At 73.0% G+C, this 25,042-nt stretch carries 27 protein-coding genes and 1 pseudogene; 16 read left to right on the top strand and 12 right to left on the bottom strand.

The features are described 5' to 3' along the window. Positions 1–116 precede the first annotated feature (116 nt). Both ACFVZH_RS37645 and ACFVZH_RS37650 read right to left on the bottom strand, forming a co-directional pair. Positions 117–590: an ATP-binding protein gene (locus ACFVZH_RS37645; protein WP_384904724.1), complete on the bottom strand. Its 474-nt coding sequence runs from the start codon at positions 588–590 to the stop codon at positions 117–119. 301 nt (positions 591–891) lie between these two features. After that, a complete protein-coding gene (locus tag ACFVZH_RS37650; protein WP_384904726.1) occupies positions 892–1,830 on the bottom strand; it encodes a hypothetical protein in 939 nt (312 codons plus the stop codon). Positions 1,831–1,867: 37 nt separating this feature from the next. Here ACFVZH_RS37650 and dapE point away from each other — a divergent pair, with 37 nt between their 5' ends. After that, positions 1,868–2,962, top strand: a complete 1,095-nt coding sequence (gene dapE, locus ACFVZH_RS37655) for a succinyl-diaminopimelate desuccinylase (RefSeq protein ID WP_384904728.1) — start codon at positions 1,868–1,870, stop codon at positions 2,960–2,962. Between the two features lie 109 nt (positions 2,963–3,071). After that, positions 3,072–3,821 carry a TIGR00730 family Rossman fold protein gene (locus ACFVZH_RS37660; RefSeq protein ID WP_376490290.1) on the top strand — a complete coding sequence of 250 codons (750 nt, stop codon included), beginning with the start codon at positions 3,072–3,074 and terminating at the stop codon, positions 3,819–3,821. Positions 3,822–3,930: 109 nt separating this feature from the next. On the opposite strand, the gene folP is transcribed toward ACFVZH_RS37660, so the two are convergent. Next, on the bottom strand, positions 3,931–4,791 hold the full coding sequence (gene folP / locus ACFVZH_RS37665) for a dihydropteroate synthase (RefSeq protein WP_384904730.1): 861 nt from the start codon (positions 4,789–4,791) through the stop codon (positions 3,931–3,933). Between the two features lie 103 nt (positions 4,792–4,894). On the opposite strand from folP, the pseudogene ACFVZH_RS37670 reads away from it, so the two are divergent. Together ACFVZH_RS37670 and ACFVZH_RS37675 are read left to right on the top strand one after the other, a co-directional pair. After that, positions 4,895–5,230: pseudogene (locus ACFVZH_RS37670) on the top strand (hypothetical protein); the annotation flags it as partial. Next, complete coding sequence (locus ACFVZH_RS37675; protein WP_384904732.1) at positions 5,230–5,817, top strand: DNA-3-methyladenine glycosylase I; 588 nt, start codon at positions 5,230–5,232, stop codon at positions 5,815–5,817. The pseudogene ACFVZH_RS37670 and the gene ACFVZH_RS37675, both read left to right, overlap by 1 nt. Before the next feature lie 31 nt (positions 5,818–5,848). Here ACFVZH_RS37675 and ACFVZH_RS37680 read toward each other — a convergent pair whose 3' ends face one another. Next, positions 5,849–6,652, bottom strand: a complete 804-nt coding sequence (locus tag ACFVZH_RS37680; RefSeq protein WP_384904734.1) for an enoyl-CoA hydratase/isomerase family protein — start codon at positions 6,650–6,652, stop codon at positions 5,849–5,851. Between the two features lie 311 nt (positions 6,653–6,963). Here ACFVZH_RS37680 and ACFVZH_RS37685 point away from each other — a divergent pair, with 311 nt between their 5' ends. Continuing rightward, positions 6,964–7,131 (top strand): DUF3117 domain-containing protein, encoded by a 168-nt coding sequence (locus ACFVZH_RS37685; RefSeq protein ID WP_017239934.1) that lies wholly within the window; start codon positions 6,964–6,966, stop codon positions 7,129–7,131. Positions 7,132–7,345: 214 nt separating this feature from the next. Here ACFVZH_RS37685 and ACFVZH_RS37690 read toward each other — a convergent pair whose 3' ends face one another. Continuing rightward, the gene (locus tag ACFVZH_RS37690; protein ID WP_384904736.1) at positions 7,346–8,011 is read right to left on the bottom strand and encodes an O-methyltransferase; all 666 of its coding nucleotides are present in this window, start codon (positions 8,009–8,011) and stop codon (positions 7,346–7,348) included. A 142-nt stretch (positions 8,012–8,153) separates the two neighbouring features. Between ACFVZH_RS37690 and sigE the strand changes: the two genes are divergently transcribed. The 5 genes from sigE (at position 8,154) to ACFVZH_RS37715 (ending at position 12,992) form a co-directional block, all read left to right on the top strand. Next, the gene (sigE, locus tag ACFVZH_RS37695) at positions 8,154–8,912 is read left to right on the top strand and encodes an RNA polymerase sigma factor SigE (RefSeq protein WP_078623434.1); all 759 of its coding nucleotides are present in this window, start codon (positions 8,154–8,156) and stop codon (positions 8,910–8,912) included. Then, positions 8,909–9,838 (top strand): zf-HC2 domain-containing protein, encoded by a 930-nt coding sequence (locus ACFVZH_RS37700; RefSeq protein WP_384904738.1) that lies wholly within the window; start codon positions 8,909–8,911, stop codon positions 9,836–9,838. The genes sigE and ACFVZH_RS37700 overlap by 4 nt, the downstream gene beginning before the upstream one ends. Positions 9,839–9,914: 76 nt before the next feature. After that, positions 9,915–11,756 carry a trypsin-like peptidase domain-containing protein gene (locus ACFVZH_RS37705; RefSeq protein ID WP_384904740.1) on the top strand — a complete coding sequence of 614 codons (1,842 nt, stop codon included), beginning with the start codon at positions 9,915–9,917 and terminating at the stop codon, positions 11,754–11,756. Between the two features lie 91 nt (positions 11,757–11,847). Then, positions 11,848–12,291 carry a sec-independent translocase gene (locus ACFVZH_RS37710; RefSeq protein WP_384904741.1) on the top strand — a complete coding sequence of 148 codons (444 nt, stop codon included), beginning with the start codon at positions 11,848–11,850 and terminating at the stop codon, positions 12,289–12,291. Positions 12,292–12,365: 74 nt separating this feature from the next. Then, positions 12,366–12,992, top strand: coding sequence for a hypothetical protein (locus tag ACFVZH_RS37715; RefSeq protein WP_384904743.1), 627 nt, complete (start codon positions 12,366–12,368; stop codon positions 12,990–12,992). A gap of 117 nt (positions 12,993–13,109) precedes the next feature. On the opposite strand, the gene ACFVZH_RS37720 is transcribed toward ACFVZH_RS37715, so the two are convergent. Genes ACFVZH_RS37720 through ACFVZH_RS37730 form a run of 3 tightly spaced genes read right to left on the bottom strand, consistent with a single transcriptional unit; the run spans position 13,110 to position 16,112 of the window. After that, positions 13,110–14,243: an Mrp/NBP35 family ATP-binding protein gene (locus tag ACFVZH_RS37720; protein WP_384904745.1), complete on the bottom strand. Its 1,134-nt coding sequence runs from the start codon at positions 14,241–14,243 to the stop codon at positions 13,110–13,112. A gap of 44 nt (positions 14,244–14,287) precedes the next feature. Next, positions 14,288–14,851, bottom strand: a complete 564-nt coding sequence (locus ACFVZH_RS37725; RefSeq protein WP_384904746.1) for a DUF1003 domain-containing protein — start codon at positions 14,849–14,851, stop codon at positions 14,288–14,290. Next, the gene (locus ACFVZH_RS37730) at positions 14,841–16,112 is read right to left on the bottom strand and encodes a magnesium transporter MgtE N-terminal domain-containing protein (protein WP_384904748.1); all 1,272 of its coding nucleotides are present in this window, start codon (positions 16,110–16,112) and stop codon (positions 14,841–14,843) included. Before ACFVZH_RS37730 ends, ACFVZH_RS37725 begins: the two co-directional genes overlap by 11 nt. Positions 16,113–16,405: 293 nt before the next feature. On the opposite strand from ACFVZH_RS37730, the gene ACFVZH_RS37735 reads away from it, so the two are divergent. Then, complete coding sequence (locus tag ACFVZH_RS37735) at positions 16,406–17,164, top strand: hypothetical protein (RefSeq protein ID WP_384904750.1); 759 nt, start codon at positions 16,406–16,408, stop codon at positions 17,162–17,164. 23 nt (positions 17,165–17,187) lie between these two features. Here the strand turns inward: ACFVZH_RS37735 and ACFVZH_RS37740 are convergent, their stop codons facing one another. Together ACFVZH_RS37740 and ACFVZH_RS37745 are read right to left on the bottom strand one after the other, a co-directional pair. After that, positions 17,188–17,697 (bottom strand): hypothetical protein, encoded by a 510-nt coding sequence (locus ACFVZH_RS37740; RefSeq protein WP_384904752.1) that lies wholly within the window; start codon positions 17,695–17,697, stop codon positions 17,188–17,190. A 13-nt stretch (positions 17,698–17,710) separates the two neighbouring features. Then, complete coding sequence (locus ACFVZH_RS37745) at positions 17,711–18,838, bottom strand: magnesium and cobalt transport protein CorA (RefSeq protein ID WP_384904754.1); 1,128 nt, start codon at positions 18,836–18,838, stop codon at positions 17,711–17,713. A 419-nt stretch (positions 18,839–19,257) separates the two neighbouring features. On the opposite strand from ACFVZH_RS37745, the gene ACFVZH_RS37750 reads away from it, so the two are divergent. The 4 genes from ACFVZH_RS37750 to ACFVZH_RS37765 all read left to right on the top strand — a co-directional run bounded on the left by ACFVZH_RS37750 (position 19,258) and on the right by ACFVZH_RS37765 (position 22,679). Further along, a complete protein-coding gene (locus tag ACFVZH_RS37750; protein WP_384904756.1) occupies positions 19,258–19,842 on the top strand; it encodes a suppressor of fused domain protein in 585 nt (194 codons plus the stop codon). Between the two features lie 237 nt (positions 19,843–20,079). Continuing rightward, positions 20,080–20,718, top strand: a complete 639-nt coding sequence (locus ACFVZH_RS37755) for a DUF6758 family protein (protein WP_384904758.1) — start codon at positions 20,080–20,082, stop codon at positions 20,716–20,718. Between the two features lie 137 nt (positions 20,719–20,855). Beyond that, positions 20,856–21,719 (top strand): PHP domain-containing protein, encoded by an 864-nt coding sequence (locus ACFVZH_RS37760; protein ID WP_384904760.1) that lies wholly within the window; start codon positions 20,856–20,858, stop codon positions 21,717–21,719. Positions 21,720–22,073: 354 nt separating this feature from the next. Next, positions 22,074–22,679, top strand: a complete 606-nt coding sequence (locus tag ACFVZH_RS37765) for a MarC family protein (RefSeq protein WP_384904762.1) — start codon at positions 22,074–22,076, stop codon at positions 22,677–22,679. A 101-nt stretch (positions 22,680–22,780) separates the two neighbouring features. Here the strand turns inward: ACFVZH_RS37765 and ACFVZH_RS37770 are convergent, their stop codons facing one another. Continuing rightward, positions 22,781–22,933 carry a hypothetical protein gene (locus ACFVZH_RS37770; RefSeq protein WP_128980654.1) on the bottom strand — a complete coding sequence of 51 codons (153 nt, stop codon included), beginning with the start codon at positions 22,931–22,933 and terminating at the stop codon, positions 22,781–22,783. 175 nt (positions 22,934–23,108) lie between these two features. On the opposite strand from ACFVZH_RS37770, the gene ACFVZH_RS37775 reads away from it, so the two are divergent. Further along, positions 23,109–24,038: an NYN domain-containing protein gene (locus ACFVZH_RS37775; protein WP_384904764.1), complete on the top strand. Its 930-nt coding sequence runs from the start codon at positions 23,109–23,111 to the stop codon at positions 24,036–24,038. On the opposite strand, the gene ACFVZH_RS37780 is transcribed toward ACFVZH_RS37775, so the two are convergent. After that, positions 24,022–24,927: an alpha/beta fold hydrolase gene (locus ACFVZH_RS37780; RefSeq protein WP_384904765.1), complete on the bottom strand. Its 906-nt coding sequence runs from the start codon at positions 24,925–24,927 to the stop codon at positions 24,022–24,024. The two genes, ACFVZH_RS37775 and ACFVZH_RS37780, sit on opposite strands and share 17 nt — an antisense overlap. Positions 24,928–25,042: the final 115 nt, after the last annotated feature.

The following is a 25,042-nucleotide window of genomic DNA, read 5'->3' on the forward strand; positions in this document are numbered from 1 at the left end:
CTCAACGTCCTGGAATGGGCGCACACCCAGTCGACCGCCGCCGGCGCCGCCGCGGGGCCCCGGGGCCCCGGGGGCGCGCCCGCCCCGGGGGCCCCTCCCGTGCTGTGGTGCCGGTGTCAGCCGATGGGCAGGCCGCCGAGCGGCGCGGCGCCGAGCGCCTGGCCGGTCGGCAGGTTGCCGAGGCCGCCGCCGAGGGCGCCCCCGGTCGGCGCCTCGGCGCCCTCGGCGGCGGCGCCGGCCGTCTTGCCGACGACCTCGCCCGCGCTGCCGGCGGTGTCGCCGGCCACCTTCTGGGCGGCCGGGGTGGCGGTCTTGCCCGCCGAGCCGACGGCCTTGCCGGCGGCGGGGACGGCGGTGCCGACGGCCTGGCCGCCCGCGGCGCCGACGACGCCCGTGGTGGTCTGGGAGGCGCTGTCGACGGCGCTGCCCGCACCGGCGGCGTCCAGGGCGGTGACGCCGCCGAGGGCGCCGGTCGGCACGAGGCTGTGGTCCAGGGCGCTCGCGGAGCCGGCCGCACCGACCACGGGGGCTGCTCCGGCCGCGATGAGGAGGGCGGCGCGGGCGATCCGACGGGTCAGGGGGAGGGACATGGTGCTCCTTCGACGAGGTGCGAGGTGTTCGTTCGGACGCAGTGACAACCGGCCCTGGGGCGGGAGAGGTTGCGGCGGTCGAAGGTAAAGAGTTGGTAATGCGTCGTATTGTCGGGTGGGGAGGAAAACGGACGAACGCGTCATTGCGCGGCCGTCTGCCGAACCGTCACTTCCCTTGTGCACCAAGGGGATTGAGGGGGTGGAGTGACAGCCGGGAATTGCGCCGCCGAGCCGCCTCGAATTTCCCGCGCCTCGGACCGGGCCGTGCCACGGCCGAGTGAACCGCCGTACGGATGACCGGCTACTGCGCGAGCCGCACCCGGACGGATTCCCCGCCCGCGGCCAGCGGACCGGCGGACTTCGACCAGCCCCCGTCGGCCTCGCCCGCGCGCCACACCCGGCCGCCGTACCCGACCTCGACGACCCGCAGCGTGTCCGCCCGCGCCACCGCCCACTGCGCGAGCTCCCAGCCGCGCCGCTCGTCCGACCCGGCCCCCGGAGCCGAACCCGTCCCCTTCGCCGCCCGCACCGGCACCGCGAGCACCACGGGCTCCGCCGCCGACCGGCCCGCGGACGGACCGCCCGTCACCGCCTTCGGCGCCGCCTTCGCGCCGAAAGCCCGCACCAGCTCGGCGCGGAACACCGCCGGATCCCCCGGCGGCCCCTCCGCCCTGCCCGTCGTACAGGTCAGCGCGGCCGGCGACCGGCCGGTCAGCGCGGCCGACAGCAGCGTGGCGTCCGGCTCGTGCTTCGCGTACGCCTGCGGGAAACCGCTCCGCTGCACCTTCTGCGCCGCCACCGTCAGCGGCAGCCGCGAGTACCCCGGGACCTTCTCCAGGCCCGCGTAGAACTTCCCCGACGCGTACACCGGGTCCATGATCTGCGCCGGCGTCCCCCAGCCCTGCGAGGGCCGCTGCTGGAAGAGGCCGAGCGAGTCCCGGTCGCCGTGCTCGATGTTCCGCAGCGCCGACTCCTGCAGCGCCGTCGCCAGCGCGATCGTCACCGCCCGCTCCGGCAGCCCCCGGGTGGTGCCCACGGCCGAGATCGTCGCCGCGTTCGACGCCTGCTCCGGAGTGAACTCGTACCGGTTCTCCCCGCTGCCCACACTGCACCGCGGCGCGCCCTTGCTGCCGGTCATCTGGTGGACGGCCACGTAGGAGGCGAGGCCGAGGAGCACGGCGAGGGCGGCCGTGGAACGGGCGAGGCGGCCGCGACGGCGCGGGCGGGTGGACTCGGACACGGGCCCACCGTACTGGAGGGCGCGTTAGGGTCGGCACATGGCAGACATCACCCCGCTCGACGGCCCCCTCGACCTGTCCCAGGACGGGGCCGCGCTCACCGCCGCCCTCGTCGACTTCCCGTCCGTCAGCGGGACCGAGCAGCCGCTCGCGGACGCGATCGAGCAGGCCCTGCGCCTCCTGCCGCACCTCACCGTCGACCGGTACGGCAACAACGTCGTCGCCCGGACCCGCCTCGGCCGCGGCGAGCGGGTCGTCCTCGCCGGCCACATCGACACCGTGCCGATCGCCGACAACGTGCCCTCGCGGCTCGACGAGGACGGCATCCTGTGGGGCTGCGGCACCTCCGACATGAAGTCCGGCGTCGCCGTCCAGCTGCGGATCGCCGCGACCGTCACCGAGCCCAACCGCGACCTCACGTTCGTCTTCTACGACAACGAGGAGGTCGCCGCCGACCTCAACGGCCTCGGCAAGATCGCCGCCGCGCACCCGGACTGGCTCGAAGGCGACTTCGCCGTCCTCCTGGAGCCCTCCGACGCCCAGGTCGAGGGCGGCTGCCAGGGCACCCTGCGCGTCATCCTGCACACCGCCGGCGAGCGCGCCCACTCCGCGCGCTCCTGGATGGGCTCCAACGCCATCCACACCGCCGCCCCGATCCTCGCCCGCCTCGCCGCCTACGAGGCGCGCAAGCCGGTCATCGACGGCCTGGAGTACCACGAGGGCCTCAACGCCGTGGCGATCACGGGCGGCGTCGCCACCAACGTCATCCCCGACGCCTGCGCCGTCACCGTCAACTACCGGTACGCCCCCGACCGCTCCCCGGCCGAGGCCCTCGCCTACGTCCGGGAGTTCTTCGACGGCTGCGACATCGCCGAGTTCGTCGTCGACGACGAGAGCCCCGGCGCCCTGCCCGGCCTCTCCCACCCGGCCGCCGAGGCGTTCATGAAGGCCGTCGGGGGCAGCGCCCAGCCCAAGTTCGGCTGGACCGACGTCTCCCGCTTCAGCGCCCTCGGCGTCCCCGCCGTCAACTACGGGCCGGGCGATCCCATCTACGCGCACAAGCGGGACGAGCACGTCCCCGTCGAGCGGATCCACCACTGCGAGGCACGGCTCCGCGACTGGCTGACTGCCTGACTTCCGTAATTTCGTGTTTCGTCACCTCTGTCGTCCTACTCTGACCGGACCAGAAGATCAGTCGGCGGTCGATCCACCACTGATCGCCGATCGGCGGAGGGAGCAGGCCATGGGCATTCCCGAGGGAATGGCGAAGCCCGAGGAGCAGCGTCTCGGTCCGGTGCTCAGGCGCAGGGACCAGGTCCAGCCGGGCACGACGGACCAGCGACTGCTCGACACCGAGGGCGACTCGGAGTGGGTGCACACCGACCCCTGGCGGGTCATGCGCATCCAGTCCGAGTTCGTCGAGGGCTTCGGCGCACTGGCCGAACTGCCGAGCGCGATCAGCGTCTTCGGCTCGGCCCGCACGAAGCCGGACTCGCCCGAGTACGAGGCGGGGGTGCGGATCGGCCGGGCGCTCGTCGAGGCCGGCTTCGCGGTCATCACGGGCGGCGGCCCGGGCGCCATGGAGGCGGCCAACAAGGGTGCCAGGGAGGCCAAGGGCGTCTCCGTCGGCCTCGGCATCGAGCTCCCCTTCGAGCAGGGGCTCAACCAGCACGTCGACATCGGCGTGAACTTCCGCTACTTCTTCGTCCGCAAGACGATGTTCGTGAAGTACGCGCAGGGCTTCGTCGTCCTCCCCGGCGGCCTCGGCACCCTCGACGAGCTCTTCGAGGCCCTGACCCTGGTCCAGACCCGCAAGGTCACGCGGTTCCCGATCGTGCTCTTCGGCACCGCGTACTGGAAGGGCCTCGTCGACTGGCTGCGCGACTCCGTCGTCGCCGGCGGCAAGGCGTCCGAGCGCGACCTGCTGCTCTTCCACGTCACGGACGACGTGGACGAGGCGGTCGCGCTGGTCACCAAGGAGACCGGCAAGTAGCGGCACGGGAGGGGCACCGACCCGCCGGCGCCCCTCCCGTCGCCCCGCCCGGGCCCGTGAAGGCCCGTGGCCGTCGTCCTATGCCGGCCCGCGACGGACGGCCGTCGTCCTACGCCAGCCCGCGGCGGGCCGTGGCCGGCGGGCGGTGGCCGGCGATGGACGCCACCATGTCCAGGACCTGCCGCGTCTCCGCCACCTCGTGCACCCGGTACACCTGCGCACCGAGCCAGGCCGAGACGGCCGTCGTCGCCAGCGTGCCCAGGACCCGCTCCTTGACCGGCCGGTCCAGCGTCTCGCCGACGAAGTCCTTGTTGGAGAGGGACACCAGCACCGGCCACCCCGTCTCCGCCATCTCGCCGAGCCGCCGCGTCGCCTCCAGGCTGTGCCGGGTGTTCTTCCCGAAGTCGTGACCCGGGTCGATCATGATCGCGTCCCGGCGGACCCCCAGCGCGGCCGCCCGCTCCGCGAGCCCGACCGTCACGCGCAGGATGTCGGCCATCACGTCGTCGTACTCCACCCGGTGCGGCCGGGTACGCGGCTCCGCGCCGCCCGCGTGCGTGCAGACGAGCCCCGCGCCGTACTTCGCGGCCACCTCCGCGAGGTCCGGGTCCACCCCGCCCCACGCGTCGTTCAGGACGTCCGCGCCGGCCTCGCAGACCGCCGCGCCGACGTCGGCCCGCCAGGTGTCCACGCTGATCACCACGTCGGGATGGCGCCTGCGGACCTCGGCGACGAAGCCCACCGTGCGCCGCGCCTCCTCCTCGGCCGTCACCTCCTCGCCGGGACCCGCCTTGACCCCGCCGATGTCGATGATCGCCGCCCCCTCGGCCACGGCCTGCTCGACGCGGGCGAGCGCCGGCTCGTCCCGGAAGGTCGCGCCCTGGTCGTAGAAGGAGTCGGGCGTCCGGTTCACGATCGCCATGATCACCGGCTCGTGCGGCCCGAATTCACGCCGTCCCAAGCGCAGCATCCCTTTTGTCCTCCCTCGCGTCCGTTCGCCTGTGACCCTAACCGTCGGTGGCGCATGGCACGATCGGCTCGGAACGATTTCCACTCCGGGGAGAGGCGCGCAGGTGTTCTGGTTTCTGCTCATCACGATGGTCGTGGTCGTGGCCGCGGTGACCCTGGCCGTCGTCGGCGGCGGCGACAGCGAGGTGCTGCCCGAGGTGGCCCCCGAGCAGCTGGTCGACCCCCTTCCGGCGGCCCGCCCGGTGGACCGCGCCGACGTCGAGGCGCTCCGCCTCCCGGTCGCGGCCCGCGGTTACCGGATGGCGGACGTGGACGACGTCCTGGTCCGGCTGGGAGCGGAGATCGCCGAGCGGGACGCGCGGATCGCCGAGCTGGAGGAGGCGCTCGCCGGCGCCGCCTCGGGCGACGCGGGCACGGGCGACCTCGGGGAGGACCGCCCGTGACGGCGGGAGCGGCGGTTCCCGGCCCGGACGGGCTGCCGCGCTGCCCCTGGGGACTGTCCACCGAGGACTACGTGGCGTACCACGACGAGGAGTGGGGCCGCCCCGTCCACGGCGACGACGCCCTCTTCGAGCGGCTCTGCCTGGAGGCGTTCCAGTCGGGCCTGTCCTGGATCACGATCCTGCGCCGCCGTGAGGGCTTCCGGCGCGCCTTCGCGGACTTCGAGATCGCCTCGGTGGCCGGTTTCGGGGAGGCGGACCGCGAGCGGCTCCTCGCCGACGAGGGCATCATCCGCAACCGCGCCAAGATCGACGCCACCCTCGCCAACGCGAAGCTGCTCGCCGGCTGGGACCCGGGCGAACTCGACACCCTGATCTGGTCGTACGCCCCCGACCCGGCGACCCGCCCCGCCCCGCACACGGTCTCCGACGTCCCGGCGGTCACGGACGAGTCCACGGCCCTCTCCAAGGCCCTCAAGAAGCGCGGCCTGCGCTTCATCGGCCCCACCACGGCCTACGCCCTGATGCAGGCGTGCGGCCTGGTCGACGACCACGTGACCGGGTGCGTGGCCCGGGGCGGCCGCTAGCCGACCGCCCCGGGACCGCGGCGCCCAGGGCCTAGCGGCCCAGGTAGCGGGGCTTCTCCTTGGCGATGAAGGCGCGGACCGCGATGGTGTGGTCCTCCGAGGCGCCGGCCCGGCTCTGGAGCTCGTCCTCCTTCTCCAGGGCCTCGGCGAGCGAGTGGTCGGCGCCGTACGCCAGGGACTCCTTCAGCGCCGCGTACGCCACCGTCGGGCCCTCCGCGAGGGTGCGGGCCACCTTCACGGCCTCGGCGGACAGGTCGGCGGCCGGGACCAGGCGGTTCACGATGCCGAGCTCGTACGCCTCCTGGGCGCTGATCGAACGCGGGAAGAGCAGCAGGTCGGAGGCGCGGCTCTGGCCGATCAGCCGGGGCAGCGTCCAGGACATGCCCGAGTCGGCGGTGAGCGCTACACCCGCGAACGAGGTGTTGAAAGCGGCCGTCTCGGCGACGATCCGGTAGTCCGCCGCGAGCGCGAAGCCGAATCCGGCCCCCGCCGCCACGCCGTTCACCGCCGCCACGACCGGCTTCCGCATGCCCGTCAGCGCCTTGACGATCGGGTTGTAGTGGTCGCGGACCGTGTTCATGGTCTGGCTCGTGCCGGACTCGTGGTCCGCCATGAGCAGGCCCACGTGCTCCTTCAGGTCCTGGCCGACGCAGAACGCCCGGTCGCCGGCCGCGGTGAGCAGCACCGCCCGTACGGCCTGATCCGCCGCGGCCGTCTCCGCGGCGTCCCGGAGGGCGACTTTCGCCGCCACGTTCATCGCGTTCATGGCCTCGGGCCGGTTGAGCGTGATGGTGGCGAGACCCTCGCTCACCTCGTACAGCACCGTGTCGGCCATCGGGTTCCCTTCGCCTCATTGCGTGGTTGACCAGCCCAGCATGGCGGAGATCACCCGCCCCGCACATGTGAGCTGCGTCAAAGAACCAGGGCCCGTCGGCCGACGCCGAGCGGCGAAGTATCGCAGGCCGGTCGCCGAAATATGGGGTTTTGCGAGAGCGCGTTGCGCAAGCGATGCAGATCGATGTTGGTCATCGGGTCCTGTGATGCGGGATAATGACCTGGAAGCAATGTGTTCGAAGCCGGTGACGCGTGCTCCACACAAGGAGCTGCCCGGCTGACGATGAGCTGGTTTCAGGAAGGGGAACAAGCATGGCGGCCATGAAGCCGCGGACGGGTGACGGCCCGCTCGAGGTGACCAAGGAGGGGCGGGGCATCGTCATGCGCGTACCGCTCGAAGGCGGCGGTCGGCTTGTCGTCGAGCTGACCCCGGGTGAGGCCGAGGCGCTGGGCGATGCCCTGAAGAAGGTTGTCGGCTGACCCGACTCTCCACGATCTCCCATGCGCTGCCCCGGTACGGTCCGCCGTGCCGGGGCAGCGGTGCGTCCGGCCCCGGGAGGGCCGTGAGGTCGGGGGAGGAGCCCGGAAGGCCCGTGGGCCCCGGAGAGCGGGCATGGAGGGCGTCGGCGGGGGCAATGGGGGCCTGACCGGGCCGGCCACGTGGGGCGGGGCGTCAGGCCACGTGGGGCAGGCGTCAGCCGCGTCGGACCGCGCAGAGCAGGCCGTCGCCGACCGGCAGCAGGGAGGCCACCAGGTCCTGGCTCTCCCGGACGGCCCGCAGCAGTTCGCGGACCCGCTGGACCTCCGGCGGCTGGGCCGCGGAGTCGACCGTGCGGCCGTCCGCGAACACCCCCTCGAAGCAGACCAGACCCCCAGGTCGCAGAAGGCGCAACGATTCAGCGAGGTAGTCCAGGTACTCCAGCCGGTCGCCGTCGCAGAAGACGAGGTCGTACCCGCCGTCCGCGAGGCGCGGCAGCACGTCCAGGGCACGGCCCGGGATGAACCGGGCCCGGTTGCCGGCGAAGCCCGCCGCACGGAACGCCGTCTTGGCGAGCTGCTGCCGCTCCGGCTGGAGGTCCACCGTCGTCAGGACCCCGTCCGGCCGCATCCCCAGCAGCAGGTAGATGCCCGACACGCCCGTACCGGTGCCGATCTCCGCCACCGCCTTGGCGTCCGCCGTCGCCGCGAGCAGACGCAGCGCGCCACCGGTGCCCGGGGACACCGAGGGCAGCCCTGCCTCCCGGGCCCGCTCCCGGGCCCAGCGCAGAGCTTCGTCCTCGGCGACGAAGGCGTCGGCGAACGACCAGCTCGTCTGCCGGTTGGCGGTAATGGCCCTCTCCTGTCCCCGTAGTTGACGCAACGGTGACTGTATCCGCTGTCAGCGGGAACCCGCTGATGGGACCGGGCGTTCACCAGGGGAGAGACGCGGCAGGAGGCAGCCGGGCGAGCCGGTTCCAAATTCGCGTAAAGATTCTTATCCGGAGCTAACGGGCGAGGTGGCTATGGTAGGGGCTCCACTGGACACCACCAGAGCCGACAGGGGAGGTGCGGCTGCGCCTGTGGATCGGGGAGGAGTGCTTCGGCGTCTTCTCAGGTCGGCGGGTGAGCCGAAATCCGTGACCGACACCGCTGACCGTTTCCGCACCACCGACTCCGCTCCCACCACCGCGACCTTCGCATCGGATGCGGAATCGCAGGCGTGGACCCCTCCCACCTGGGAGGAGATCGTCAGCACGCACAGCGGGCGGGTGTACCGCCTCGCTTACCGCCTCACCGGCAACCAGCACGACGCCGAGGATCTGACGCAAGAGGTCTTCGTCCGCGTCTTCCGCTCGCTGTCGACGTACACGCCGGGCACCTTCGAGGGCTGGCTGCACCGCATCACCACCAACCTCTTCCTCGACATGGTCCGCCGCAAGCAGCGCATTCGCTTCGACGCGCTCGCCGACGACGCCGCCGAGCGGCTGCCCAGCCGTGAACCCTCGCCGCAGCAGGTGTTCAACGACACGCACTTCGACGCCGACGTGCAGCAGGCGCTGGACACCCTCGCGCCCGAGTTCCGTGCCGCGGTCGTCCTCTGCGACATCGAAGGACTGTCGTACGAGGAGATCGCCGCGACCCTCGGCGTGAAGCTCGGCACCGTCCGCAGCCGGATCCACCGCGGGCGCTCCCACCTGCGCAAGGCCCTCAAGCACCGTTCGCCCGAGGCCCGGGCGGAGCGTGCCCTGGCCTCCGTCGGATGGGAGGCAGGGACAGCGTGAGCGGCACACGTCCCTCGTCGCCGACCCCCGCGGAACACCACCTCGGGGACCGGCTGGCCGCGCTCGTCGACGGCGAACTCGGTCACGACGCCCGCGAGCGGGTCCTCGCCCACCTCGCGACCTGCCCCCGCTGCAAGGCGGAGGCCGACGCCCAGCGCAACCTGAAGAGCGTCTTCGCCTCGGCGGCCCCGCCGCCGCCCTCGGCGGGCTTCCTCGCCCGGCTCCAGGGCCTCCCCGGCGGCCCCGGCGACCCGCCGGGCGGCCCCGGCGCGCCCAGAGGACCGCTGGAAGAGCTGTTCGGTACCGGCGGCGTGAAGGCCGACGGCTTCGCCACCGCCGCGGTCGCCACCCCGCGTCCCAATACCGGTTTCCGTATCCACGACGTCGGCGACCGTTCCTCCGGCACCTCCGGCCGGGGCCGGCGCTTCGCCTTCGCGGCGGCCAGCGCGGTCTCGTTCGCGGCGATCGCCCTCGGCGGCACCCTGCCGATCGAGGCGTCCGTGAACGCGAGCGCGCGCGGCGGCCAGGGCACGGGCACCGCGGTCACCCCGCTGCGCGCCACCACGGCGGGCGGCTCGGGCGGCGGCTCGGGCGCGAGCACCTCGCGCGGCACGCGTTCCGGCGAGCGGTACGGCGCCCAGTCCGTGGCCGGCGAGCCCCTGACCCCGCTGACCCCGGCGCCCGTGCCGCACGGGCCCGTGGCGGCGGCCCAGGGCACGGTCCCGTCCGGTGCCGTGCCGCCGGACGCGGTGCGCTCCGTGGCGACGCCGCTGGTGGCCGTACGGCTCCGGAACCCGGCCACGCAGTCGTTCCTCGCGCTCTCGCCGTTCATACGGCCGACGGCCCCGGCCCTCCAGCTGGCCTTCGGCCCCGGCCCCAGCCCGGCACCGAGTCCGGCGACCGACCCGCTCGGCTCCCCCCGCTGACCCGCGACCTGGTTGAATCCAGGGACACGGGCGCCCGACCCAGGGGCGCGTACGGGTCAGCGGTTGCGGGGAGAGCATGAACAACGGGAAGCCGAACTGGTGGAGCCGGCCGTCGAGCACACCGGAAGCGGCGCGGATACCCGCGCCGTCGCCGGCCGAGGACGGCGACGGTGACTTTCCCCTGCCCGCACCCCAGCCGGCCGTGGCGCCGGAGCCGGACGCCCCGGCAGGCTCCGCGAGTGACGGAGCCTCCGGCGGCACGGCGGCCGACCTGACGGAGACGGCACCGGCGTCCGGGTTCCGGGTGACGGAGCCTCAGCCGCTGACGTCGGAGCCCCTGGCGGCCGAGCCCGCGCCCCGGCCGGCCGTCGAGATGACGAAGTCCGCGCCCGGGACGGCACAGCCCCCGGCCGCCGCCCCGGCCGACCCGGCGCCCCCGCAGGCCCCCGCGCCGGCCGAGGCCGCGGCCCCGGAGGGCGCGCCCCAGGCGCAGCCCGCGCCGCAGCCGCTGCACACGCCCGACGAGTACCGCACGCCGCCCTACGGCGAGCCCGGGCCGTGGGCGCCCGCGCCGCCCGTGCAGCGCCCGCCCGCGCCGCCCGTGCAGCGCCCGCCCGCCCCCGTACCGCCGCAGCATGCCACCGTGCCCCCCGCGCCGCCCCAGCCCCAGCCGCACGCGCACCCCCAGCCGCACCCGCAGGGGCCCGTGCCGCCGCAGGCCGGTGGCTCGCCGTGGATGCAGTACGACCCGTGGGGGGCCGGGGGACCCGGGTTCGCGTTCGAGCCGGCGCCGCCGAAGAAGTCCCGGAAGGGTCTCGCGGTCGCGGGCGCCCTCGTGTTCGCCCTGATTACCGGCGTCATCGGCGGCGGGATCGGCGCGTACGTCGAGCGCAACGGCGGCCTCACCACCGTCGAGCTGCCGCAGGCCGAGGCCGGGGACACCGACCGCGCGCCCGACAGCGTCGCGGGGATCGCCGCCAGCGCCCTGCCCGGCGTGGTCACCCTGCACGTCCGCGGCAGCGGCTCCTCCGGCACGGGCACCGGCTTCGTCCTGGACACCAAGGGCCACATCCTCACCAACAACCACGTCGTCGACGGGGCCGCGTCCTCCGAGGACATCTCGGTCACCTTCTCCAGCGGCGAGACCGCCCGCGCCAAGCTCGTCGGCAAGGACACCGGCTACGACCTCGCCGTCGTCCAGGTCACCGGCGTCTCCGGCCTGAAGCCGCTGCCGCTCGGCAACTCCGACAACGTCCGGGTCGGCGACCCCGTCGTCGCCATCGGCGCCCCCTTCGACCTCTCCAACACCGTCACCTCCGGGATCATCAGCGCCAAGGAGCGCCCGATCACCGCCGGCGGCGAGAAGGGCGACGGCAGCGACATCAGCTACGTCGACGCGCTCCAGACCGACGCCCCCATCAACCCCGGCAACTCCGGCGGCCCGCTCCTCGACTCCAAGGCCCGGGTCATCGGCATCAACAGCGCGATCCGCGCCGCCGGCGGCTCCGGCGAGGGCGACGGCGGCAGCGCCGGCCAGCCCGGCTCCATCGGCCTGGGCTTCGCCATCCCGATCAACCAGGGCAAGCGGGTCGCCGAGGAGCTCATCAACACCGGCAAGGCGACCCACCCGGTCATCGGCGTGAGCCTCGACATGCAGTACAACGGTGACGGCGCCCGCGTCGGCGAGAAGGGCAAGGACGGCTCCGCGTCCGTCACGCCCGACGGCCCGGCCGCCAAGGCGGGCCTCCGGCCGGGGGACGTCATCACCAAGGTCGACGGCCAGCGGGTGCACAACGGCGAGGAGCTCATCGTGAAGATCCGCGCCCACCGCCCCGGCGACAAGCTGGAACTCACCCTGACCCGCAACGGCAAAGAGCTGACAAAGACGTTGACCCTCGGTTCTTCGCAGGGCACCTGAGGGCCATGTGATGGATGCCGCAAGGTACCCGTGCGGCAGTTTCGGCGGGTACCGTGGACCGGGCCCTGGACCGGCGTGAAGGAGCTACTAGGTGTTCAGCGACATAGGCGCACTCGAGCTGGTGGCTCTTGTGGTGCTCGCCGTGCTCGTCTTCGGGCCGGACAAGCTCCCGAAGATGATCCAGGACGTCTCGCGTTTCATCCGGAAGGTACGTGACTTCTCGGACAGCGCGAAGGAGGACATCCGCAGCGAGCTGGGCCCGGAGTTCAAGGACTTCGAGTTCGAGGACCTCAACCCCAAGACGTTCCTCCGCAAGCAGATGGAGCAGAACGACGACCTCCGGGAGCTCAAGGAGCTGCGCGGCAGCTTCGACCTCAAGAAGGAGATGAACGAGGTCGCCGACGCGGTCCACGGCCGCGCGAGCGCGCCCGCCGCCGTCAACGGCTCCCCGGTCAACGGCACTCCGGACCTGCTGAAGAAGCAGGACAAGCCGGACACCGGCGAGCGTCCTCCGTACGACTCCGACGCGACCTGACGACGGGCTGTCACCGACCCGACGCGCCCTGGTGGCTATCCTCCCTCTGTTGACGGAACGAGGAGGCTGCCGAGATGGAGACCACGAGTCGGGCGGAGAGCGTGCCCACGGCCCGGCGGACCGCCGAGGGCTACCTGCGCGCGCCCTTCGCCTGGTACGGCCTCGACGAGGCGTTCACCGGGCCCCGCTGGCTGATGCAGGTCGGCACGGCGGCGGACGGCAGCGTGCAGCACGGGTCGACCGGCCACGGCGACACGCCGTCCATAAAGTCGGACGCGAGCGGCGTGGAGAAGGAGCGCTTCGCCGTCGTCGTGACGGTCGCGGCGAACCCGGTGCGGCGCACCGGCGACGGCACCGGCGTCCTCGACGCCACCACGGTGTCGTCCGCCGCCTGGCTGGCCGGCTCCGGACTGCTCGTCCACACCTGGCCCGCCTCGCTCGACCACGCGACGCGTGACAACTGGCTGGACCAGCAGACCGAGACGGCCTTCGAGCTCGCCGACGACCTCACCGGGCCCCCCTGGTCGACGCTGTCGCTGCCGGTGGACGGCGTGCCCGTGCCGTTCCACTACCGCGAGTCCGAGTTCGGATGGGTCCTCGCCGGCTCCGCGCCCGGCGTCCACATCGGGGCCTACGGGCGGGGGATGAGCGCGTACGGGCTCGGGTTCTCGCAGATCAAGGACCTGGACGCGTACGCGTAGAACGGTGAAGGGGCGCCCCTCAAGGGGCGCCCCTTCATGCTGCGCGGCCTCTGCGGGCCGGTGCTCGGAGTGTGCCCACGCGTTCCGCCCCGGCGGAACGCATGGGCACACCCGTGCTCAGAACTTGTTGCGCGGCGTGATGCCCAGGCTCATGCCCGAGAGGCCGCGCTGGCGGCCGCCGAGCTTGCCGGCGATGGCGCGCAGGGCGGCGCCCGCCGGGGAGTCGGGGTCGGAGAGGACGACCGGCTTGCCCTCGTCGCCGCCCTCGCGGAGCCGGACGTCGATCGGGATCGAGCCGAGGACCGGCACCGTCGCACCGGTGGTCCGGGTCAGACCGTCCGCGACCCTCTGACCGCCGCCGGTGCCGAAGACGTCGACCATCTCGTCGCAGTGCGGGCAGGGCAGGCCCGCCATGTTCTCGACGACGCCGACGATCTTCTGGTGGGTCTGGACGGCGATCGAGCCGGCCCGCTCGGCGACCTCGGCGGCGGCCTGCTGCGGGGTGGTGACGACGAGGATCTCCGCGTTCGGCACGAGCTGCGCGACGGAGATCGCGATGTCGCCGGTGCCCGGGGGCAGGTCGAGCAGCAGGACGTCCAGGTCGCCCCAGTACACGTCGGCGAGGAACTGCTGGAGCGCGCGGTGCAGCATCGGGCCGCGCCACACGACCGGGGCGTTGCCCGGGGTGAACATGCCGATCGAGATGACCTTCACGCCGTGCGCGGACGGCGGCATGATCATGTTCTCGACCTGGGTCGGCCGACCGTCGGCGCCCAGCATCCGCGGCACGCTGTGGCCGTAGATGTCGGCGTCGACGACACCGACCTTCAGACCGTCGGCGGCCATCGCCGCGGCCAGGTTCACGGTGACGGACGACTTGCCGACACCGCCCTTGCCGGACGCCACCGCGTACACCCGGGTCAGCGAGCCGGGCTTCGCGAACGGCACCTCCCGCTCGGCGCCCGTGCCGCGCAGCGCCGCGGCCAGCTCCTTGCGCTGCTCGTCGCTCATCACGTCGAGCGAGACGTCGACGCCGGTGACACCTTCGACCCGGGAGACGGCGTCGGTCACGCGCTGCGTGATGGTGTCGCGCATCGGGCAGCCGGAGACGGTCAGGTAGACCGTGACGGCGACCCTGCCGTCCGGGTCGATCTCCACCGACTTGACCATGCCGAGCTCAGTGATCGGCTTGTTGATCTCAGGGTCGTTCACCGTCGCCAGTGCTTCGAGCACCGCGTCTTCCATAGCCATACCGACGATGGTACGGCGCCGACCACCGGCGTATGAAAGGGCTGTCAACGGTCGGGTACGTCACTTCCCCGGCCGTCGCCGGACGGGAATAGATCCCGGCGCTCCTCCAGCTCCTTGATCAGGTCCTGGAGCTCCGAGCGGATCCAGTCCCGGGTCGCGACCTCGCCCAGCCCCATCCGCAGCGCCGCGATCTCCCGGGTGAGGTACTCGGTGTCCGCGATCGACCGCTCGTTCTGCTTCCGGTCCTGTTCGAGATTGACCCGGTCCCGGTCGTCCTGCCGGTTCTGGGCGAGCAGGATCAGCGGCGCCGCGTACGACGCCTGGAGGGACAGCGCGAGCGTCAGGAAGATGAACGGGTACTCGTCGAACCTCAGCGGCGCTGGGGCGAAGATGTTCCACCCGATCCAGACGACGACCGTCAGGGTCATCCAGACCAGGAACCGCCCCGTCCCCAGGAACCGGGCGATCCGCTCCGAGAGCCGTCCGAACGCCTCCGGGTCGTACTCCGGCAGCAGCCGGGCCCGCCGCTCGCGCGGCAGGTCCAGCCGGATGCGGGCGGACGGCCGCTCGCGTTCCCGCTCCCGGTCCTGCGTCCGCTCAGCCGCCATGCGGGGCCCCCTCATCGTGGAACTCGGTCTCCCGCCAGTCCTCCGGCAACAGGTGGTCGAGCACGTCGTCGACGGTGACCGCGCCCAGCAGCGAGCCGCCCTCGTCCACCACCGGCGCCGCCACCATGTTGTACGCGGCGAGATAGCTGGTGACGGCGGGCAGCGGGGTGTCCGGGCCCAGCGGCGGCAGATCGCTGTCCACGAGCGAGCTCACCAGCGTGAACGGCGGGTCGCGCAGCAGCCGCTGGAAGTGCACCGTGCCCAGGTACTTGCCGGTCGGCGTCTCGTCCGGCGGCCGGCACACGTACACCTGAGCGGCGAGCGCCGGGGACAGGTCCTGCTGCCGCACCCGGGCCAGCGCGTCCGCCACGGTGGCGTCCGGACGCAGCACGATCGGCTCGGTGGTCATCAGACCGCCCGCCGTGCGCTCCTCGTACGCCAGGAGGCGGCGCACATCGGCCGCGTCGTCCGGCTGCATCAGGGTGAGCAGCCGCTCCTGGTCCTCCTCCGGCAGCTCCGACAGCAGGTCGGCCGCGTCGTCCGGGTCCATCGCCTCCAGGACGTCGGCCGCGCGCTCCTCCTTCAGCTTGCCGAGGATCTCGACCTGGTCGTCCTCCGGCAGCTCTTCGAGGACGTCGGCGAGCCGGTCGTCGTCGAGGGCCGCCGCCACCTCCGCACGCCGCTTGGGGGAGAGGTGGTGCAGCGCGTTGGCCAGGTCGGCGGGGCGCAGCTTCTCGAAGGTGGCGACGAGGCTCTCGGCGCCCTGCCCCTCCTCCTCCAGGGAGAAGCCGGTGACGGCCGACCACTCCACGGTCAGCGTCTCGCCCTTGCGGCGCAGCGCCCCGCCCTTGCCGCGCCGGACGAAGACCTTGTCGATCTCCCAGTCGCGGCGGGCGGGCAGCTGCTGGATGGCGACGTCGAGGACGGTGACCTCCTCGTCGTTCTCCACGAGCCGGACACGCCGGTCGAGGAGCTCGCCGAGGACCAGCCGTTCGGTGGGGCGCTGCTCGAAGCGGCGCATGTTGACCACGCCGGTGGTGATGACCTGGCCGGACTGGACGCCCGTGATCCGGGTCATCGGGACGAAGACCCGGCGGCGGCTCAGCACCTCCACGACCATGCCGAGCAGCCGGGGCGGCCGGCGGCCGACGCGGAGCATGGCCACCAGGTCGCTGACCCGGCCGACCTGGTCGCCGACGGGGTCGAAGACCGGCACGCCGGCCAGGTGGGAGACGAAGATCCGGGGGGCGCCTGCCGCCATGCCACGCGCCTCCTCGGTGCCGCACGATTCGAGTCCTCGCAGAGCTTGCCGATGATTGCAGAGCTTTGCCGGGTTCAGGCTAGCCGGTGGCGTTCCGCCCCGCCCTGGCAGCGCCTCCGTACGGCTGCCTGCGGGGCCCGTCACCCGGCCCGGGTACGCTGCGGACTGCCGTTTCCCCCGGCGGCCCCCGCACCGGACCCGGCTGTTCCGCCCGGCCGGGAACGCGGCCGCCGTTCCGGCACCCCCGTACGGGCCGGCGCCCGTCACCCCCCACGAAACGAGAGGCAGCGCAGATGACCGTCCGCACCCCGTCATCGCGTATCCGCAGGGCTGTCACGCCCCTGGCGCTCTGCGCCGGACTGGCCGTGGGACTCACGGCCTGCGCCGCCGATCCGGACGAGGGGACGAACGGGGTCGGCAAGCTCTCCGCGCCCGAGATCGAGCAGAAGGCGCAGACCGCCGCGGACGCGGCGAAGGCGGTACGGCTGTCCGGCACGCTGGTCAGCAAGGGCGGCACGTTCAAGCTGAACATGCGCCTCAAGCAGGACGGCGCCACCGGCTCGGTGACGACGAAGAACAGCACCTTCGAGCTGCTGCGCGTCGGCGACGCGCTCTATATGAAGGCCGACGCGGGCTTCTGGGCCCACGACGACAAGGCGACGCACACGCCCACGGAGGCCGACACCGAGGCCGCCGACAAGCTCGACGACATGTACGTGAAGGTCCCGCAGGGCGACCCCTCGTACAAGCAGCTGCGCGGCTTCACCGACATGGGCCTGCTCCTCGACGGGCTGATCGGTCTGCACGGCGAGCCCGTCAAGGGCGACCGCGACCAGATCGGCGGGGTCCGCACGGTCAAGGTCAAGGGCGGCGCCGACGGCGAGGGCGGCACCCTCGACGTGGCCCTCGAAGGCTTCCCGTACCCCCTGCAGTTCGCGCGCGGCGGGGGAGCGGGCATCGTGGTGCTCTCCGAGTGGGACCGGGACTTCCCCCTCACCGCGCCGTCCAGGGAAGAGACCCTCGACTACGGCAAGCAGCTGCCCCGGACGTAGGCCCCAAGGGCCCCCAAGGGCGGCTAGCGCTTCTTCTTGCGGCCGAGGAGCAGCCTCGGCAGCGCGGCCGGCACCGGGCGGCGGGTGATCGCCTCCGTCGGCAGCGGGACGGCGGCCAGGGAGCCGTCCGGCAGCTCGGTGGTCGAGGAGCGGGGGTCGAGGCGCAGTACCCGGCACTCGCGCGCCCAGCGCTCCGGCATGGCCTCGCCGTCGGGGGCGTTGAGCCGCTTGCCCTTCAGTTCGGCGACCGCCGCGTCCCACTCCTCCGTACCGGGGGCGAGTTCGCGGACGGCGGCGGTCCAGGCGACGAGCCGGCCGCCCTTGTCCTTGCTGCGGACGGTCACCTCGGCCGTACCGCCGTCGGTCAGGCCGGGGAGCGGCTGCTCGCCGGGGCCGTCGCCGACGACGTGCGCGGCGCCGTCGTGCCAGACGTGCCAGAGGGCGCGGGCGGGGCCGGTGCCGCGCACCCAGACGAGGCCGGACTTCTTGGTGGCCTCCTCGACGAGGGCGCCGGTGGGCAGCGTGTCGGTCATGGCCGAAGCCTATCTACAGCCAGCCGTTGCGCTTGAGGGTGCGGTGGATGGTGAAGCAGACCGCGATGATGCCGGTGAGCACCATCGGGTAGCCGTACCGCCAGTGCAGCTCGGGCATGTGGTCGAAGTTCATGCCGTAGACGCCGCAGACCGCCGTGGGGACGGCGACGATCGCCGCCCACGAGGTGATCTTGCGCATGTCCTCGTTCTGCGCGACGGTCGCCTGCGCCAGGTTGGCCTGGAGGATCGAGTTGAGGAGCTCGTCGAAGCCGACGACCTGCTCCTGGACGCGGGCGAGGTGGTCGGCGACGTCCCGGAAGTACTTCTGGATGTCGGGGTCGACCAGCCGCATCGGCCGCTCGCTGAGCAGCTGCATCGGGCGCAGGAGCGGGGTGACGGCCCGCTTGAACTCCAGTACCTCGCGCTTGAGCTGGTAGATCCGGCCGGTGTCGGTGCCGCGGGTGGAGCCCTTCGCGGCGGGCGAGAAGACGTCGATCTCCAGCTGGTCGATGTCCAGCTCGACGGCGTCGGCGACCGCGATGTAGCCGTCGACGACATGGTCGGCGATGGCGTGCAGCACGGCCGAGGGGCCCTTGGCGAGGAGTTCCGGCTCGCCCTGGAGGCGGTGGCGGAGGTTGCGCAGGGAGCCCTGGCCGCCGTGCCGGACGGTGATCACGAAGTCGGGGCCGGTGAAGCACATGACTTCGCCGGTCTCGACGACCTCGCTGGTCGCGGTGAGTTCGGCGTGCTCCACGTAGTGGATGGTCTTGAAGACGGTGAACAGGGTGTCGTCGTACCGCTCCAGCTTGGGCCGCTGGTGGGCGTGGACGGCGTCCTCGACGGCGAGCGGGTGCAGTCCGAACTCGGCCGCGATACCGGCGAATTCGGCCTCGGTCGGCTCGTGGAGGCCGATCCACGCGAAGCCGCCGCTCTCCCGCACCTGGCGCATCGCGCCGCGCGGGGTGAGGCACTCGCGGTCGTCGATCCGGCGCCCGTCGCGGTAGACGGCGCAGTCCACGACGGCGCTGGAGGCCGAGTGGTCGCGGGTGGGGTCGTACGAGGTGTACGTGGTGGGGGTCTTGCGCAGGCTGTGCCGCAGGCTCGGGCGGACGGCGGCGGTCAGGTCACGGATCATCGACATGGGCGTGCTCCTTCACGGATCGGCCGTCGGCGCGAAGCGTGGCACAGCCCGGAATGGGGACGGGGAGGTACGTCGTCCACAAAGCGGGCGGCACCGGAGGGGCGCGGAGACGGCGGTCGCTACAGACTGGGAAAGGGCGAATTGCTCTTCCGTCGAGCGAGATGCCGGAGAGGCGGGTCCGTGCCGGACCCGGACGTCACCGGAGGGAGCGCACCGGGCGGGGGTGCGAAGCGGCGGAAGAGCGGCTGGTACTACCCGATCGACTTCGGTCCATCGCAGTCCCACCTCCTCCGGCCGGTCCCCTGTCGGGGATGACGTGTGACGAGCAGTCGGGAATCCCGACCAGTGGCCAACACTATCAGCCGACAGAGGGTCAATCCCTTACTTTGCCCGTTCCATACGCGATCTATGCTCCCCGCATGGCACAAGTTCTTGCACTGGTCGAGGCCCGGCTGCGGACGGCGCTCGGCGAACCGGACGCGCGGGCCGCGGTGACCTTCCTCGGCACGGACCGGATCGAGGTGCTGCGCTTCGTCGACGGCGACCTCGTGCGGTACGCGACCCTCGGGATGTCCGCGCAGCCGATGGCCGATCCGACCTCCGCGCTCGCCGACCCGGTGAAGGGTCCGCGCGCGGAGCTCGTCCTCACCGTGCGGGCCGGGCTCGCCGACACCGACAAGGTGCTGCGCCCGCTCGCGGTCCTCGCCGCCACCCCGCAGGTCGAGGGCGTGGTCGTGGCCCCCGGCGCCTCGCTCGACGTCGGCGACCCCCTCTGGCCCGGCGCCTCCTTCAGCTCGGTCCTCGTCGCCGAGTCCGGCGGTCTGGTGGAGGACCTGGAGCTCGACGAGCCGATGGACCCCGTCCGCTTCCTCCCGCTCCTCCCGATGACCTCCAACGAGGCCGCGTGGAAGCGGGTTCACGGGGCGCAGGCCCTGGAGGAGCGCTGGCTGGCCCGGGGGACGGACCTGCGCGATCCCCTGCGCCGGTCCGTGAACCTGGACTGAGGGCCCGCCAGGCCGCCCCGCCCCGCCGCCCCGCCGACCCCAGCCCCGCCGGCCCGGAAGGCCGCGACCGGGGCGCTCGCGGGAGCGCGGAACCCCGCGCCGACCCCGTGGTCATCCGAGGCCCGAAACCGTCCGGACAAGGCGACCACCCACCCAGGGTGATCGTCTCGGGCCGGACGGGTGATCGTCCGTGGACGTCCTTGACGCGGGGCGGAAGAGCTAGGACCGTTGAGCCCTATGAGGGGCGAACCCAGTTGTCCGAAGTGCGGTGGCCGGGTCAGGGCGCCCGGTCTCTTCGCCGACTCCTGGCAGTGTGACGTGCACGGCTCGGTGCACCCGCTCCAGCCCGTGATCCCGCCCAGCGTCGAGGCGCTCGGTGTCGTGGTGCACCGCTCGCACGTTCCCGTGTGGATGCCGTGGCCCCTGCCCGTCGGCTGGCTCTTCACCGGGGTCGCGTACGCGGGCGACGATCGCAGCGGCGGCCGCGCGACGGCCGTCGCGTGCTCCGGGCCGGGACCGCTCGGCGGGATCGGCGAACTGCTCCTGGTCGCCGAGGAACTCGGTGTCGGCCTCGGTGCCCGGTACGCCGGGATCGACGGCCCCGACCCCGGCCCCGGCATGGCCATCGACAAGCCGCCGCAGACCAAGGTGCTCGCCGCGGGCCGGCCCACCCCGCTCTGGCATGTCAACGGCGCCCCGCAGGACCGCGCGGTCTTCGCGGGCGAGGCGCGCGGCCTCTGGCTGTGGGCGATCGTCTGGCCCGAGCAGTCCGGCCTCCTCATGTACGACGAACTGGTCCTGACCGACCTGCGCGACGCCGGTGCCGAGGTCGAGCTCCTGCCCTGCGGCGCCCTCACCCCCCGGCTCCTCGGTTAGGTCCTGCCCGTGCAGGACCCGGGAAGGCCGGCGCCCGGCCGGCCGGAACGACCGGTGACGTTCCGTACGGGCGTGTTCGATTCGCCCGTTATGCTGGAGCGTCCCTCGTCCGTGCCGAGCCCCCGGAGTACCGCGTCGTGCGCATCGATCTGCACACCCACTCCACGGCCTCCGACGGTACGGACTCGCCGGCGGAACTCGTACGGAACGCGGCCGCGGCCGGACTCGACGTCGTCGCGCTGACGGACCACGACACCACCCGCGGCCACGCCGAGGCCATCGAGGCGCTGCCCGAGGGGCTGACCCTCGTCACCGGCGCCGAGCTGTCGTGCCGGATCGACGGGATCAGCCTGCACATGCTGGCGTACCTCTTCGACCCGACGGAGCCGGCGCTCCTGGCCGAGCGCGAGCTCGTCCGGGACGACCGGGTGCCGCGCGCCCGCGCCATGGTCGACAAGCTCCAGGAGCTCGGCGTCCCCGTCACCTGGGAGCAGGTCGCCCGGATCGCCGGCGACGGCTCCGTGGGCCGCCCGCACGTCGCCGAGGCACTCGTCGAACTCGGCGTCGTCCCCGACGTGTCGGGGGCGTTCACGCCCGACTGGCTCGCCGACGGAGGCCGGGCGTACGTCGGGAAGCACGAGCTGGACCCGGTCGACGCGATCCGTCTGGTCAAGGCGGCCGGCGGGGTCACCGTCTTCGCGCACCCGCTCGCCGTCAAGCGCGGCCAGGTGCTGCCCGAGGCGTCGATAGCCCGGCTCGCCGAGGCCGGACTCGACGGCATCGAGGTCGACCACATGGACCACGACGAGGCGACGCGGGCGCGGCTGCGCGGGCTCGCGAAGGAGCTCGGGCTGCTGGCCACGGGCTCCAGCGACTACCACGGCAGCCGCAAGACCTGCCGCCTCGGCGAGTACACCACCGACCCCGAGATCTACGGCGAGATCACCCGCCGTGCCGCGGGGGCCTTCCCGGTCCCCGGCGCGGGGGGACCCGCCGCCTAGGGCGCGTCGGGCGCCCCGGCACCGGCCTCCGGGAGTGATCCCGGAGGGTTTCCGCGTGCCGGGACCCTGTCCCCGGGCTCGCGTGGTCCGGAACCCTTCCGGGCCGCTTCCGGTCCCGTCCGGGAACCTTCCCCGGCCGGTCGGCCGGTCCCTGTTCCGTGTCCGGTGCGCCGGCACGGGGCCGTGGTCCGCCCCTGCCCGTCGTGGCGCCTTCGTCTTCCTGGTCCGCCCCCGTACGGTTCCGCGCCGTGCGCGGGGTGGCATCCTCCCTGCCTCGCCTCCGGAATCATGCATTCCGCCCCGGGGTCAGGGATCACACCCCACTGTTCGACCTCTCCCGCAAGGCACCCCACCGTGTTCGACGCCGCCGTCTTCGGCTCGCTGTTCCTGACCCTCTTCGTCATCATGGATCCCCCCGGGATCACCCCGATCTTCCTCGCCCTCACCTCCGGCCGCCCGGCCAAGGTGCAGCGCCGGATGGCCTGGCAGGCCGTCGCGGTGGCCTTCGGCGTCATCACCGTCTTCGGTCTGCTGGGCCAGCAGATCCTGGACTACCTGCACGTCTCCGTCCCCGCGCTGATGATCGCGGGCGGTCTTCTGCTGCTGCTCATCGCGCTCGACCTGCTCACCGGCAAGACGGACGAGCCGAAGCAGACCAAGGACGTGAACGTCGCCCTCGTGCCGCTCGGCATGCCGCTGCTCGCCGGGCCCGGCGCGATCGTCTCGGTCATCCTCGCCGTGCAGAACGCCGACAGCGTCGCCTCGCAGGTCTCCGTCTGGGCCGCGATCGCCGCCATGCACGTCGTGCTCTGGGTGACCATGCGGTACTCGCTGGTCATCATCCGGGTCATCAAGGACGGCGGCGTCGTCCTGGTCACCCGGCTCGCCGGCATGATGCTCTCCGCCATCGCCGTGCAGCAGATCATCAACGGCATCACCCAGGTGATCCAGAACGCCTGAGCCGCCGCCCGGGGCAGCCCCGGACACCACTGCGCCCCCGTACGGATTCCGCTCTTGCGAAGTCCGTGCGGGGGCGCGGTGCGTGGGGTGGACCCGACCTGTTACGAGGCCGTGGTCTCGGCGGGGCGGATCCAGATGCGCTGGCCGATCGAGGCGGCCTGCTGCACGATCCGGTTGACGGAGGCGGCGTCCACGACGGTCCGGTCGACGGGCGTGCCGTCGATGTCGTCGAGTCGCAGGATTTCGAAGCGCACAGGCTTCTCCCTTCGTCTGAGTTGATCCTCCTGATGGAGAACTGCGTTACACAGGGGTACAACGAGGTGCACCCTGCAAACATTCCTTACGCTAAAGAAAATTTTCGGATGCCTAACTACTGACGGGTAGGGGGGTGTGGCGGCCACGCCGTCACGGGCGGACAATGAGCCCCGTATGAACGACGCAGAGACCACTCAGGTGACCGAGACCGACGCCCGCCTGCGCGCCTTCGACGCGCGTCTGGAGCGCACCAACGAGCTCCTCCAGCGGATGCTGGCCGAGGTGGCCAAAACCCCTTCCACCCACGCCATCTTCGTCGACGCGGGTTACGTCCATGCTGCGGCCGGGTTGCTAGTCGCGGGCACCGAGGACCGGCGCTCCTTCGACCTCGACGCGGAGGGCCTCATCGAGGCCCTCATCGACAAGGCCCGCACGATCTTCGCGGACAGCAGACTGCTCCGCGTCTACTGGTACGACGGGGCCAGACGCCGCATCCACACCCCCGAGCAGCAGGCCATCGCCGAGCTGCCCGACGTCAAGGTCCGCCTCGGCAACCTCAACGCCAACAACCAGCAGAAGGGCGTCGACTCCCTCATCCGCACGGACCTGGAGTCCCTCGCCCGCCACCGCGCCATCAGCGACGCCGCCCTCGTCGGCGGCGACGAGGACCTCGTCTCGGCCGTCGAGGCCGCCCAGGGCTACGGCGCCCGCGTCCACCTCTGGGGCATCGAGGCCGCCGAGGGACGCAACCAGGCCGAGGCGCTCCTCTGGGAGGTCGACAGCCAGCGCACCTTCGAGCTGGACTTCTGCCGCCCGTACGTCACCCGCCGACCCGTCACCACCTACGAGAACGAGGGCGAGCCGCCGCCCTCCCGCGAGGAGGTCCGGTTCGTCGGCGCCCAGATCGCCGCGGCCTGGCTCGGCGAACGCGGCCGGGACGCGCTCGCCGAGCTCCTGCCGAGCGCCCCCTACCTGCCCGGGCCGGTCGACCAGGACCTGCTCGTCGAGGCGGAACGCCTGCTCAGCCGCTCCCTGCGCGGGCACGCCTCACTCCGGCGCTCCCTGCGCGACGGCTTCTGGCAGCACCTCAAGGCGCAGTACTGACCTCGGTGGCGGCGCCGCCACCCGCGGGGGCGTCCGCGCGCTCCCAGAAGCCGACGAGGCGGTCGGCCAGCTCCCGGGGGTGCGACACGTTGGGGGAGTGGCCCGCGCCCGCCACCACCGTGTGGTGCGCGCCGGTCCGGGCCGCCGCCGCCGACAGATCGGCCGGGGACCAGACCGCCTCGTCCGCCCCGTACGCGATGTGCAGCGGCATCCGCAGCCCGGCCAGCTCCGCCGTACCGTCCTGACCGTCCAGCAGAAGCCGTCCGGCCCCGGCGAGTTGGGCGATCCGGGTCCGCATCCAGCGCCGCCGCAGGAACTCCGTGAGCTCCGGCGGGTCCGCCGCGCCCGGCTCCTCGCCGCGGCTGTCCAGCCGGCACATCGCCTGCCACACCCGCTCCTTCGGGAGCAGCGCCAGGGCGCCGCGCAGCACCCGCACCCGGACCCGTTGCGGCCGGGCGACCGGGCCGGGGCCCGAGGAGAGCAGGGTCAGGGAGCGGAAGGCGCGCGGGGCCAGCGCCGCCGCGGCCCGGGCCACCAGGCCCCCGAACGAATGGCCGACCAGGTGGACCGGCCCGTCGCCGAGCGCCGCCGCCTGCGCCACCGCGTCCAGCGCCAGCGCCCTGCGCCGGTACGCCCTCCGGCCCCGGGGCCCCGGCGATTCGTGCTGGCCCCGCCCGTCCACCGCCACGGCCCGGTACCCGGCCTCGCCCAGCGGTCCGAGCAGCGCCAGGAAGTCCTCCTTGCTGCCCGTGTACCCCGGCAGCAGCAGCACCGTCCCCCGCCGCCCGCCCGCCGCCGCCGTGTCCAGGACGGCGAAGTCACCACGCGCGGTGACCAGACGACGGGCACGGGTACGGGGCGGCAGTGCGAGGGAACGGGGCTTGCTCATATCCGGACTGTAACGGCGGGAACGGGGGACGGCGCGGGGGCCCTTGCCGTCGCGGCGGCGGAGACGGCCGTAGGGGGGGGGGGGCCCGCGGGGGCTCGGGCCCGCCCCGCGGGAT

The organism is Streptomyces sp. NPDC059534 (genome assembly GCF_042743475.1).
GTDB lineage: Bacteria > Actinomycetota > Actinomycetes > Streptomycetales > Streptomycetaceae > Streptomyces.